Origin of the sequence: Mesorhizobium sp. B2-4-18 (genome assembly GCF_006441385.1) — a bacterium.
GTDB lineage: Bacteria > Pseudomonadota > Alphaproteobacteria > Rhizobiales > Rhizobiaceae > Mesorhizobium > Mesorhizobium australicum.
This window is the reverse complement of record NZ_VFUW01000018.1, coordinates 24444-37180: the sequence shown is the minus strand read 5'-3', so window position 1 is coordinate 37180 and position 12737 is coordinate 24444. Positions and strand designations below refer to the sequence as shown.

Here is a 12737-nt window from a genome sequence, read left to right as displayed (position 1 = left end):
CTCAACGTTCGCAGCTGACGGCTGGGGTCCGGAGCGGCAAGGTCATCTTGCAGCAAGGGTAGTAGCCACCCTTGTCCTTGTCGGACTTCCTGTAGAAGCAGAGTCCAACATCCACTCTGTCGCCCGGATAGTGGCCGGTGATGTCGATCGTGTAAGGCTTGCCCGGCGCATGTGACATAGGTGAGGTCACCGCGACGCCTGGCGTCCTGGATTGGGCCTTGATCGAATCGCCGCCGAAGCCGGCATGGTCATGGAGATAGAGATCGGCCTCGAGACCGCGCGGCGTGCAGTAATACTGCACGTCCTCGACATCGAGACACGGAGGCAGATTGCCCGGCGGCAGGAAATCCGGCGGGTAGAAGGGGGGCTCATAGCCGCCCGGTATGTCCTCATAATAGCCGGCCCGGCCCTCGCAGGGATGCCAGACGGCGACGTCGCCGACATGGCCTTCCACTTCGGGATCCTCGAAATAGCCGTCGAAATCGACGAACCAGGAGCCGAAGGGCGGCACGTTGGCCGGCTTGACCAGCTCCTTGGGCGTGATCTGCACGCCGTGCACGGCAAGCGGCCCGCCCGCGGCGAGCTTTTCGGCGAACTCGGGGTTGTCGCGCAGTTTGTCGCCTGTGTTGACCAAGGTCTGGGTGCAGACCGAGGTGTCGAGATTGCCGTCGGCATCGTAGCCATATTGCAGGTCGAGGCCGCCGGCCGACTGCCTGTTGCCTTGCGGGAAGCCGACCGCATATTCCTGCGGCGCTTCCACCCAGACCGATTCCGTCGAGGGGTCGTCGGGATTTTCTCTGAAGTAGCGGATGACCTCGCCTTTGCCGGAATCGGCGAAGCGGCTGTAATCATAGCGGTTTTCGATCGGGCCGCGCTGGGCGAGATACATGAAGCCGCTGTTGTCGAAAGCGATGTCGGTGACGGCGTAGTCCTTGTCGGCCCTCACAGTCAGTTCCCAGCGGGGATCGCCGGCGAAGGTGCCGTCGCGGGCAATGCCCACCGACCAGATTTCCGACTTTTCGCCAACCGAATAATAGAGCCGGCCGCCATGATAGGAGACGGCCCAGACGCGGCGCTCGTCCTGGGTGTAGCCCCAGCTGTCGGGGTCCTCGGTATCGAAGGCCGCGCCCTGTACGTCCATCACCGCGCCATCGTCGGCGACCGGGGCCAGCCCATGCGCCGGCCGGCCGGCGCCGCCATGGTCGAACGTGTCGACCAGTCTGCCGTCGGCGTCGATGCGATGGATCAGGCCGGTGTCGAGATCGGAGGCAAAGAACTGGCGGTGGGCGGGATCGAAGGTGATATTGCCGATGCCAGGTCCGCTGTTGGTGTCGATGTCGGCGAATTTGGCGACCTGGCCGGTGATGCCGTCGATCTTCCAGATGGTGCCCGGCCCGCCGCCGTTTTCGGTGCCGAACTGGCCCTCCATGAAGGTGGCGCCCGCCGTGCCGCGGCGCTGCCGCTCCGGCCTGCCGTCCTTGTCTGCGTCCGGCGTGACGATCTCAATGCCATGCAGCGAGGTGGCGGCGGCATAGAGGTTGGGAACGCCAGACGGCACACCGTCGCGCACGCCGTCATCATAGGTGAGGCCGAACACCTCACCGATCTGGCCTGCTGTCACCTCGAAAGGCGGCGGCGTGAAGACGAGCTGGCCCGAAGCCGGACCACCCAGGTGTGAAACGTCGAAGACGCGCAAGGTGGCGCGCGAGATGTCGATGAAGGTCTCGTCGACCGGATCGACGCCGGGCGGCAACCCCTCGTCGACATTGGGGATGATGGTGCCGGGAAAGCCGGTGACCGCCATCGAGCCTGGATAGATGATCTGGGTTTCCTGCGCTTGGGCGGCCGCGCCCAGCCACTGGCTGGCGGCAAGCGCCAGAGCCAGCAGGCCGGCGGCCTGCAATGCACCGCGCAAGCGGTTGTCGAACTCAAGAAAAGGCACGAACGCGCCGCGGATGCGAGACATGACACTACCCCCGTAGTCCAGGGGAGAGACGTCCGGACTTGCCGCGCAAATCAGGGCAAGGCGCGGTGGTCCGGCTCGTTCTTCCCTGATCGAATTGTCTGCTTTCCTCATAGTGACGATACGCCTGCTCCTGCGCAGGGTCAACGGAATCAGCGGGAAGCCCAGCGCATCGACCCCGTCCCGAAGGCGGTGGTCGCGCCGAGCTCCTGTTGGTCCCGGAGACCATGGAGTCTCTGGGTTGCTGGTCATGGGGGGCTTCCTTTCCGGGGCCGCACCATGCGGCACCTGGACATCAGTCGCGGGCCGGCGCGGAAAGGTTCATGGAAGCGTTGCGCAGAATGCTTGCGCGCGATGCCGCCTGTTCTTATATACGCGCCAAGCCGTGCGGCGCCGGAGAACCGGTGGGTGGACGGTATTTCTTGTGAACAGGGGCTTTCGTCGGAACGCCTTACCGGGTCCTGAGAGCCTGCTTAGCGGAGAGACTAGAAAAATGGCAAAAGTAATCGGTATCGATCTCGGCACCACCAACTCGTGCATCGCCATCATGGATGGCAAGGAGCCGAAGGTAATCGAGAATGCGGAAGGCGCGCGCACGACGCCTTCCATCGTCGCCATCTCGGGCGACGGCGAACGTCTCGTTGGCCAGCCGGCCAAGCGCCAGGCGGTCACCAATCCTGAAAACACCATCTTCGCGGTCAAGCGCCTGATCGGCCGCCGCTATGACGATCCGGTGACGGAGAAGGACAAGAAGCTTGTCCCCTACAAGATCGTCAAGGGCGACAATGGCGATGCCTGGGTCGAGGCCGGCGGCAAGAAGCAGTCGCCCTCGCAGATCTCGGCCATGATCCTGCAGAAGATGAAGGAAACGGCGGAGGCCTATCTCGGCGAGAAGGTCGAGAAGGCGGTCATCACCGTTCCGGCCTATTTCAACGACGCCCAGCGCCAGGCCACCAAGGACGCCGGCAAGATCGCCGGCCTGGAAGTGCTGCGCATCATCAACGAGCCGACAGCGGCAGCGCTCGCCTATGGCCTCGACAAGAAGGAAGGCAAGACCATTGCCGTCTATGACCTTGGCGGCGGCACGTTCGACATTTCGGTGCTCGAAATCGGCGACGGCGTGTTCGAGGTGAAGTCGACCAATGGCGACACGTTCCTCGGCGGCGAGGATTTCGACATGCGCCTGGTCGAGTATCTGGCGGCCGAGTTCAAGAAGGAACAGGGCATCGACCTGAAGAACGACAAGCTCGCCCTGCAGCGCCTCAAGGAGGCGGCTGAAAAGGCCAAGATCGAGCTGTCGTCGACGACGCAGACCGAAATCAACCTGCCCTTCATCACCGCCGACGCGACCGGACCGAAGCACCTGACGCTGAAGCTGACGCGCGCCAAGTTCGAAAGCCTGGTCGAAGACCTCGTCCAGCGCACCATCGAGCCGTGCAAGGCGGCGCTCAAGGATGCCGGCTTGAAGGCTGGCGAGATCGACGAAGTGGTCCTGGTCGGCGGCATGACCCGCATGCCCAAGATCCAGGAGATCGTGAAGCAGTTCTTCGGCAAGGAGCCGCACAAGGGCGTCAACCCGGATGAGGTCGTCGCACTCGGTGCCGCCATCCAGGCCGGCGTGCTGCAGGGCGACGTCAAGGACGTGCTGTTGCTCGACGTGACGCCGCTGTCGCTCGGCATCGAGACGCTGGGCGGCGTTTTCACCCGGCTGATCGAGCGCAACACGACGATCCCGACCAAGAAGAGCCAGGTGTTCTCGACGGCCGAAGACAGCCAGTCCGCCGTGACCATCCGCGTCTTCCAGGGCGAGCGTGAAATGGCCGCCGACAACAAGGCGCTCGGCCAGTTCGACCTGGTCGGCATTCCGCCGGCGCCGCGCGGCGTGCCGCAGATCGAGGTCACGTTCGACATCGACGCCAACGGCATCGTCAACGTCTCGGCCAAGGACAAGGGCACCGGCAAGGAGCACCAGATCCGCATCCAGGCTTCGGGTGGACTTTCCGACGCCGACATCGAGAAGATGGTCAAGGATGCCGAGGCCAATGCCGATACCGACAAGAAGCGTCGCGCCGTGGTCGAGGCCCGCAATCAGGCCGAAGCCCTGGTGCATTCGTCGGAGAAGTCGCTGAAGGAATATGGCGACAAGGTCTCGGAGACCGAGCGCACGGCGATTTCGGACGCGATCGCGGCGCTGAAGGCCGCTGCCGAGGGCGACGATCCGGCCGACATCGAGGCCAAGAGCCAGGTGCTTGCCGAAGCTTCCATGAAGCTTGGCCAGGCCATGTACGAGGCCTCGCAGAAGGAAGCGGCGGAAGCCGACGCCAAGGCGGATGCCGCCAAGGACTCTGACGTGGTCGACGCCGATTTCGAAGAAATCGACGAAGACGACGACAAGAAGAAGTCGGCCTGAGCGGCTTGACGGCAAGATAATGCGAAAAGCCCGGCGCAAGGCCGGGCTTTTTTGCAACCCTCGCTGAAAAAGTGCGAGCACCGCCGAAAAAATCACTGAAAACCACGGACAAGTTCGCGCCGGCCCTAGCATACGGGCAGCACCGCTCCTAAATCGAAACAACGTGCCGGCAACCGACGCAACATTGCATCAAGACGTTGAATATCCGGACTGCGGGAAAAAATGAAAGCTGATTTTTACGAAACGCTGGGCGTGCAGAAGGGCGCCGACGAGAAGGAGCTCAAGAGCGCTTTTCGCAAGCTGGCCATGCAATTCCATCCCGACCGCAACCCCGGCGATCATTCCTGCGAGCACAAGTTCAAGGAAATCAACGAAGCCTACGAGACGCTGAAGGACCCGCAGAAGCGCGCGGCCTATGACCGTTTCGGCCATGCCGCCTTCGAGCAGGGTGGGATGAATGGCGCGCAGGGCTTTGGCGCCGGCGGCTTCGCCGACATCTTCGAGGACATTTTCGGCGACATGATGGGCGGCCGCCAGCGCCGCTCTTCCGGTGGCCGCGAGCGCGGCGCCGACCTGCGCTACAACATGGAAATCTCGCTGGAGGAAGCCTTCGCGGGAAAGACCGCGCAAATCCGCGTGCCGGCTTCGATCTCCTGCACCGAATGCTCCGGCAGCGGCGCCAAGCCGGGCACCCAGCCGGTCACCTGCTCGATGTGCAACGGCCACGGCAAGGTGCGCGCCACGCAAGGGTTTTTCTCGATCGAGCGGACCTGCCCGCAATGCCAGGGCCGTGGCCAGACAATCAAGGATCCCTGCCCGAAATGCGCCGGCCAGGGCCGTGTCACCGAGGAGCGTTCGCTGTCGGTCAACATCCCGGCCGGCATCGAGGACGGTACCCGCATCCGCTTGGCCAATGAGGGTGAGGCCGGGCTGCGCGGCGGGCCATCGGGCGACCTCTATATCTTTCTGGCGGTCAAGCCGCACGAATTCTTCCAGCGCGACGGCGCCGATCTTTATTGCAAGGTGCCGATCTCGATGACCACCGCCGCACTTGGCGGCTCCTTCGAGGTGACGACGCTCGACGGCACGCAGACCAAGGTGAAGGTGACCGAAGGTACGCAGAACGGACGCCAGTTCAGGCTCAAGGGCAAGGGCATGCCGGTGCTGCGCCAGCCCAATGTCGGCGACCTCTACATCCAGACCGCGGTCGAGACGCCGCAGAACCTGTCGCGTCGCCAGCGCGAATTGCTGGAAGAGTTCGAACAGCTTTCCTCGCAGGACAATTCGCCCCAATCGAGCGGCTTTTTCGCCCGCATGAAGGACTTTTTCGAGTCTTTCGGCGAGCGTTGAGACGCGACGAAAACTATCTTATCCACGCCATAGGCAAGGCCGCGCCTTGCCTTGCGTCATCCAGATGTTAAGTAGTTTCAAGGGGCGCGCTGAGGAGAGCTTGCATGGCACGTGGTCACGGACTGCGGAAGGCGTTTGCCGAGAAGTTCGACGATGAACTCAAATTCTTCAAGGGCTGGATCGACAAGCCGAAGACGGTCGGCTCGATCGTTCCGACCAGCTCGATCACCGCGCGCAAGATGGCCTCGATCGTCAATCCCAAGTCCGGCCTGCCGGTGCTCGAGGTCGGCCCCGGCACCGGTGTCATCACCCGCGCCATCCTCGCCCAGGGCGTGCGGCCCGAAAACCTCTACGCGATCGAATATTCCACCGATTTCGTGCGCCACCTGCGCCAGCTCTACCCCGGCGTCAACGTCATCGAGGGCGATGCCTTCAACCTCAACGCCACGCTTGGCGAGAGGAGCGGGATGATCTTCGACAGCGTCGTTTCCGGCGTGCCGCTGCTCAATTTCCCGGTCGCCCAGCGCATCGCCTATATCGAGAGCCTGCTCGACCGCATTCCGGTCGGACGGCCGATCGTGCAGCTGACCTATGGTCCGATGTCGCCGATCCCGGCCGGCCGCGGCGACTACACGGTGAAGCATTTCGACTTCATCTTCCGCAACATCCCGCCGACGCAGCTGTGGATCTACCGGCGCGAGGCGCATTAGAAGAGAAGGCAGTAGGGGAGTAGGGGGAAAAGATTGGCCAGGGAACCATTCCTACTGCCCTACTGCCCTACTGCCCTACTGCCCTACTGCCCTACTGCCCTACTGCCTTTCCCCCATCCAGCCGTTGATTTGATCGAACCTTGGCTGTACCTGTCCCAGAACAAGGGTGGCCAATGGCAGTGATCCCGAAAATCCTCGTCTTCGCCGGCTCGGTGCGCAGCGGCGCCTATAGCGGCAGGACCGCCGACGTGGCGCAGAAGGAACTTGCGGTGCAAGGTGCCGAGGTGACCCGTATTTCGCTTGCCGATTACCCCTTGCCGATCCTCGACGAGGACCTGGAAAAGGAAAACGGCGTTCCTGAAAACGCCCAGAGGCTGGCGCGGCTGATATCAGCCCATGACGGGCTGCTGATCGCGACGCCCGAATATAACGGTTCGATCCCGCCGCTGCTCAAGAACACGATCGACTGGGTGAGCCGGGTGCGACGGGATGGCGGCCGGTCGGTCAGGCCGCTTGCCGGCAAGGTCGCCGGCCTCTGCTCGTCCTCCAACGGGCACTTCGCTGGCATCCGCTGCATCAACCATCTGCGTGCCGTGCTGGTGCGCTGCCAGATGGAAGTAGTGACACCGGAATGCTCGGTGCCGGAGGGTGGCGACGCCTTCGACGGGGACGGCCATTTCCGTGACGAAAGACTGCACAAATCGATGGAGCACCTATGCCGCACGCTGATCGAAACCTCGCGCATGCTGTCGACCAGGGTCGAGGCGTGACCGCCGCAACCCTGCAGCCTCATTCCATGCAGGAGCGATTGATCGTCGGCCTCGACGTACCGACCGTGAAGGAGGCCGAGCAGGCGGTGCGCGAGCTCGACGGCGTCGTCTCCTTCTACAAGATCGGCTATCAGCTGGCTTTTGCCGGCGGCCTCGACTTCGCCAGGGAGCTGGCCAGCGGCGGAACGAAAATCTTCCTCGACATGAAGCTGCTCGACATCGACCACACGGTGGCCAAGGGCGTCGAGAACATCGTCAGGATGGGTATGACCATGCTGACCATCCACGCCTATCCCAAGGCAATGCAGGCGGCGGTGGAGGCGGCGCGCGGCAGCGAGCTTTGCCTGCTCGCCGTCAGCGTGCTGACCTCGATGGACGAGCAGGACATGATCGATGTCGGCTATGAATACGACCCGCACACGCTGGTGCTGCGGCGCTCGGAACAGGCGCTCCATGCCGGCATGGGCGGCATCGTCTGCTCGGCCGCGGAAGCCGAAGCGGTGCGCCGCATCGTCGGTCCCGACATGGCGGTGGTAACGCCGGGCATCCGGCCTGTCGGCAGCGACCATGGCGACCAGAAGCGGGTGGTAACGCCGGGGCAAGCGATCCGCAACGGATCCAGCCACCTCGTCGTCGGCCGGCCGATCGTTGCCGCGGCCAGCAAACGCGAGGCGGCCGAGGCCATCCTCGATGAAATGCGCTCGGCCTGAGGTCCCAGATTAAAACCGGAGAACAATCATGCCCAAGGGATACTGGATCGCTCGCGTCGATGTGCGCGACACAGAAGGCTACAAGGACTATGTCGCCGCTTCGAAGCTGGCCTTCGACCGTTTCGGCGGGAAATTCCTGGCGCGCGGCGGTGCGCATGAAAAGGCCGAAGGGCCTGGTCGCGGGCGCAACGTCATCATCGAATTCGAATCGCTTGCGGCCGCGCATGACTGCTACCACTCGCCGGAATATCAGCGCGCGGTGGCCATCCGCCAGAAGGTCGCCGACGGCGAGATCGTGCTGGTCGAAGGGATTTAGGTCCGCGCGGAAAGTCGATTGGCTGCCGTCTCGGCCATGGCGTCGGTAAGGCTCAGCCCCCATTGCCGGCGGCAATAGTCGCGAAAATCGAAGCAAGGCAGGCCAGGACAGACCTCGAACTCGATGAGGTGAGCCGTGTCGTCGGCCTCCACCCTGAGATCTATGGAAAACACATCGCGCAGGCCGAGCCCGATGATCAGCCGTTCGGCGATCCCCCTGATCCTCGCATCGGCCACCGGCTGGCTGTCCGCGACCGCAGCGAGTTCGGGTTCGGCGTATTGCCCGGCAGCCTTCGCCGCCTCGCCGGTCTCGCCATAGAGCGCCAAACTGTCTTCCATGGTCTGGAAATCACCTCCCGACTCGACAAAGGCGACGCCGAGCGCTTCGACCCCGGTATCCGGCATCAGCCCTAGGAAGCTGGCGCGGACGTTGCGGCCGGAGACATAGGGCTGGACCACGACATCGTCGCGATAACAGGCGAAAACACGCCGGCTAAGCTCCAGCGCGTGAGCGAGATCGGTTACGCGCGAATCCGGCCAGATGCCGATCTTGGCGCCGAGCCGGTTGGGCTTGACGAACCAGCCGGCGGCGGAGGCCGGCGCCTCGACCAGCCATTCGCCATCCCGGGCAAGACCGGCCTGCGGCACCGGCAGGCCGAGCGCGCCAAGCACGGCGCCGGAGCGGAACTTGTCCTGGCAGAGCGCGAACAGCGAATCGTCGGCGCCGACGGTGTTGAAACCGCTCAGTCTTGCCAAAGCGGGTGCCGCGCCGCCACGGAAATAGGCGACGCCGTCGGTCAGCGTCCAGACCAGCGCGCTTCGCGGGTCCTCACCGTCGAGCACCTTGGCGGCATCGTCGAGCACCACTGGCGCAAAGGACAGGCCGCGCGCCTCGCAGGCGGCGGCCAGCGCATCGAATTCGAGAGCGAGATCGGTCGACTGCGCCAGATAGGACGAGATTTCGGCGGCACGCCGCGATGCATGACCACCGGCGAGCAAGCGGTCGAAACAAGCCTTTTCGGGCTCGTGGACAAGGATCAGTTTCGGCTTGTGCATTGGCATGATGTGGCGGGTTCCCGACGGTGCGATGACCTACCATCGCACGGCCCGCACAATCGGCTTTCGCGAAATCGACGCGCCCCGGACGCCTGCGTGACAGCGCCAGGATTGCGACCGTAGCCCCGGGCCCGCGTCCGGCAATGTCAGGCGATCAGGACGCGGGGTTCCAGGCGGCCATTGACAGGAATGTCGAGCAGGAAGGTCATGCCGCCCTGCAGGTCGAGCAGACGCTGCTTTTCGTTCTTGCCCGACCAGGCCGAGGTCACGGCCAGCCGATCGGCATTCCTGCCGACGAAGGCCGGGCAGGATGGCTGCGTCACCGGCATGGCGACCGTGCGGACGAGCTCGCCGTCCGGCCCATAGGCCTCGATGACGCTGCCACCCCAGACGGCGTTCCACAGGATGCCGTCGCGGTCGAGCACCGAACCGTCGATATAGCCCTTGGCCGAGCGGTGATCGACGAAGATCTTCGGCTCGCCGACGGGCAGGCCGGTCGCCGGATCGCAGGCAACGCGCATCAGCAATCCGGTCGAGGTGTCGGTGTAGTAAGCAAGCGCGCCGTCTGATGAAAAGCAGATCGAGTTCGAGACGGTGATATCCGAAAACAGGCGGCGCAGTTCGCCTTTGAAAAACCAGTAGATCGAGCCCGCGCCCTTCTCCTCGCCCTTGCCCATGGTACCGACCCACAAGGCACCGCAGGGATGGACGCGGGAATCGTTGGATCGGGTGACCGGGTTGTCGGCCTCGATGGCGGTGTGCAGCGTCATTCCGCCGGTGGCGACGTCGCGGACAAAAAGCCCGGTTTCGGTGGCGATCAGCTGTCGCTTGTCATCGATGATGGCGATCGCGCTTGCCATCTGGCCAAGCTCGTGGATTTTCAGCGCACCGCCGGCCAAGGGCTTTTCCAGGAGCTGGCTGTTGACGATGTCGAACCAGAACAGCGCATCCGTGCCGGGATCGTAACTTGGCCCTTCGCCGAGCTGGCAGACATGATCGGAAAAGACGGAAACGATCGGTTCACTCATCATCCTTCTCCGAATACCGCGTCCCAGGCAGCGACGGCTGTGTGGGCGCGCGCCGCCACATCGTCGACGCTCATGCCTGGCTTGAACAGGCTGGACCCGAGCCCGAAGACCGTCACGCCAACCGCCTTGTAGCCGGCAAAGTCCTTGTCCGAAACGCCACCGACCGCGCCGACCAGAGTCTGCGCCGGCAGCACGGCCCGGATCGCGGAAATGCCCGATGCGCCGAGCACGCTGGCGGGGAAGAATTTCAGCGCCGAGGCGCCGAGCCGGATCGCCTGGAAGGCCTCGGTGGGAGTGAACACGCCAGGCATGGTGACCATGCCGTAATGCGCGGCGCGGCCCATCACCTCGGCATCTATGTTGGGGCTGACCAGCAGTTGTCCGCCGGCCGCGTGAAGACTATCGACGTCGGCCGCGGTCAGCACCGTGCCGGCGCCGACCAAAGCTGTCTTCGGCAGCACTTGAACAAGCCTGGCGATCGACGAAAACGGCTGGGGCGAATTGAGCGGCACCTCGATAGCCTCGATGCCGGCATCGAACAATGCCTGGCCGATGGCGATCGCCTCGCTTGCCTTGAGGCCGCGCAGGATGGCGACCAGACCGCGCTTAAGTTTTGGAAAGGGTGCGGTCTCGGTCATATGGCGGCTCCACTTCTGGCAATCATGCCATTCTCCCGCGCGGCCTCGACGAGACCGGCGCGTACAGCCTCGTCCGCGTCGACTGTCCGCACACCAAGCCCGCCGAGGCCAAGGGCGGCCTGGTAGAGCCCGGCCAGCGCGCCCGAGGCAACCAGCACGACCGATGTCGCGCCGGCGCCATGCCGGCGCCGGGCCGACGCGATCTCGCCGCCGATCAGCAAGCCGGACAGGCAGGCGGCGGCATTATCGGCCTGGAGATCCTGGAGCAGGCCGGCGGCGCGGATGGCAAACAGCCGAGAGGTGACGTCGCCGCCATCGGCCAGCGCTGTTTCGCACCAGCGGCGGAAGAACGGATTGTCTGGAGCAACCGGGCTCGGATGTTCACCCAGCGAATGGCGCAGGATCGAGTGCGCGGCAAGCACTGAAAACAGCTCGCCCGTCGGCCAGGTGCCGAAGCCGGCGACGGCGCCGTCCTCGACCAGCACCCATTTCGAATGCGTGCCGGGCATGCAGACCAGTTCGCGGCCCCTGGCGGGCAGGCCGGCGCCGGCAAGCTGCGTTTCCTCGCCGCGCATGACATCGGGCGCGTCGGCCAGGCGCTGGGCAAGGCCGGGAATGATGCGGATGTCGCGCTTCTGCCCGGGCACCCTAGCGGCGCCGCCGAGAATGGCTCCGAGCGGCGACGGCACGCCGACATAGGGCGCCTCCAGCCAGCCCTGGCGGGAGCCGGCCATGCCGCAGATGATGACGGGCAATTCCTCCGGCGCGCCCATCGCTGCCAGATGGCCCTCCAGAACGTTGGCGAAGCCCTTTTCGCGCGCGGTGATCAGGCCATCGTCGCCGCGCCGCTCGGCAAGCACCTTGCCGCCGCCGTCGATCAGCCAGGCCCGAAGCCGGGTCGTGCCCCAATCGAGCGCCGCGACTGCCGGCACGCTGCTGGCAAACCCCGGGCTCACAGGAAACCTCCATCGACGATCAGCATCTGCGCGGTCAGCATGCGCGAGGCATCCGAGGCCAGGAACAGCACCGTGCCGACCATGTCGTCCGGCCGCATGACGTCCCTGATGCACTGCTTGGCGACATGGGCGGCAAGCGACTGTTCAGTGACCCAGAGCTGCTTCTGCCGCTCGGTGATCACCCAGCCGGGCGCAATGGCATTGACGCGGATGCGGTCGGGCCCGAGCTTGCCGGCCAACCCCTTGGTGAGGCCGAGGATGCCGGCCTTGGCGGCGGTGTAGGCCGGCAGGTCGGGATGATTGATCAGATAGGACGTCGAGGTGAAATTGATGATTGAGCCGCCGCCGGCGCGCTTCATGCCCGGCGCCACCGCCTGCGCGGTGAAGAAATGCGGCCGCAGGTTGATCGCCTGGTTATTGTCCCAGAACTCCACCGTCACGTCTTCGACGGCGTGGCGTTCGTCCCAGGCGGCGTTGTTGACCAGCACGGTGACGTCGCCATGCGCTTCGGCCGCCTTCGCGGCGGACGCCCGCAGTGCTTCGATATTGCGCAGATCGGTCCTGAGATAGAGCGGCCGACGGCCGAGCTCTTCCTCGATACGGTCGGCGAGTGCGATGCTGGGCTTGTCGGCGACGTCGATGAAGGCGACCTTGGCGCCCTGGCGCATGAACCCTTCGGTCAATGCCGCGCCGATGCCGGAGCCGCCGCCGGTGATCAGCACCGAAGCGCCTTCGAGGTCGGCAAAACGCGCCGATGGCATCATGATTTTTCGTCTCCCGGGTCAACCGGCGCGCATCCTAGCCAGACACGTCCGGCGGGCAAGGGCGAAA

The 12737-nt window shown here is 64.5% G+C and carries 12 protein-coding genes; 6 read left to right on the top strand and 6 right to left on the bottom strand.

The window, feature by feature from the left end:
- Position 1: 1 nt before the first annotated feature.
- Positions 2-2215, bottom strand: coding sequence for a hypothetical protein (locus FJ527_RS28490; protein WP_181166525.1), 2214 nt, complete (start codon positions 2213-2215; stop codon positions 2-4).
- Positions 2216-2456: 241 nt separating this feature from the next.
- On the opposite strand from FJ527_RS28490, the gene dnaK reads away from it, so the two are divergent.
- The 6 genes from dnaK to FJ527_RS28460 all read left to right on the top strand — a co-directional run bounded on the left by dnaK (position 2457) and on the right by FJ527_RS28460 (position 8229).
- The gene (gene dnaK, locus FJ527_RS28485; protein ID WP_140619792.1) at positions 2457-4373 is read left to right on the top strand and encodes a molecular chaperone DnaK; all 1917 of its coding nucleotides are present in this window, start codon (positions 2457-2459) and stop codon (positions 4371-4373) included.
- 222 nt (positions 4374-4595) lie between these two features.
- Positions 4596-5723 carry a molecular chaperone DnaJ gene (gene dnaJ, locus FJ527_RS28480; RefSeq protein WP_015314665.1) on the top strand — a complete coding sequence of 376 codons (1128 nt, stop codon included), beginning with the start codon at positions 4596-4598 and terminating at the stop codon, positions 5721-5723.
- A 104-nt stretch (positions 5724-5827) separates the two neighbouring features.
- Positions 5828-6433, top strand: a complete 606-nt coding sequence (gene pmtA / locus FJ527_RS28475; protein ID WP_140619794.1) for a phospholipid N-methyltransferase PmtA — start codon at positions 5828-5830, stop codon at positions 6431-6433.
- 173 nt (positions 6434-6606) lie between these two features.
- The gene (locus tag FJ527_RS28470) at positions 6607-7203 is read left to right on the top strand and encodes an NADPH-dependent FMN reductase (protein WP_140711945.1); all 597 of its coding nucleotides are present in this window, start codon (positions 6607-6609) and stop codon (positions 7201-7203) included.
- The gene (gene pyrF, locus FJ527_RS28465) at positions 7200-7913 is read left to right on the top strand and encodes an orotidine-5'-phosphate decarboxylase (RefSeq protein WP_181166524.1); all 714 of its coding nucleotides are present in this window, start codon (positions 7200-7202) and stop codon (positions 7911-7913) included. Before FJ527_RS28470 ends, pyrF begins: the two co-directional genes overlap by 4 nt.
- Before the next feature lie 28 nt (positions 7914-7941).
- Positions 7942-8229, top strand: a complete 288-nt coding sequence (locus FJ527_RS28460; protein ID WP_140824626.1) for a DUF1330 domain-containing protein — start codon at positions 7942-7944, stop codon at positions 8227-8229.
- On the opposite strand, the gene FJ527_RS28455 is transcribed toward FJ527_RS28460, so the two are convergent.
- The 5 genes from FJ527_RS28455 to FJ527_RS28435 form a co-directional block, all read right to left on the bottom strand.
- On the bottom strand, positions 8226-9290 hold the full coding sequence (locus FJ527_RS28455) for a D-alanine:D-lactate ligase-like protein (protein ID WP_140824625.1): 1065 nt from the start codon (positions 9288-9290) through the stop codon (positions 8226-8228). The two genes, FJ527_RS28460 and FJ527_RS28455, sit on opposite strands and share 4 nt — an antisense overlap.
- 140 nt (positions 9291-9430) lie before the next feature.
- Complete coding sequence (locus tag FJ527_RS28450; protein ID WP_140824624.1) at positions 9431-10312, bottom strand: SMP-30/gluconolactonase/LRE family protein; 882 nt, start codon at positions 10310-10312, stop codon at positions 9431-9433.
- On the bottom strand, positions 10312-10950 hold the full coding sequence (locus FJ527_RS28445) for a 2-dehydro-3-deoxy-6-phosphogalactonate aldolase (protein ID WP_140824623.1): 639 nt from the start codon (positions 10948-10950) through the stop codon (positions 10312-10314). The genes FJ527_RS28450 and FJ527_RS28445 overlap by 1 nt, the downstream gene beginning before the upstream one ends.
- Positions 10947-11906, bottom strand: a complete 960-nt coding sequence (locus FJ527_RS28440) for a 2-dehydro-3-deoxygalactonokinase (protein ID WP_140824622.1) — start codon at positions 11904-11906, stop codon at positions 10947-10949. Before FJ527_RS28440 ends, FJ527_RS28445 begins: the two co-directional genes overlap by 4 nt.
- Positions 11903-12670 (bottom strand): SDR family oxidoreductase, encoded by a 768-nt coding sequence (locus FJ527_RS28435; protein ID WP_140824621.1) that lies wholly within the window; start codon positions 12668-12670, stop codon positions 11903-11905. The genes FJ527_RS28440 and FJ527_RS28435 overlap by 4 nt, the downstream gene beginning before the upstream one ends.
- Positions 12671-12737: the final 67 nt, after the last annotated feature.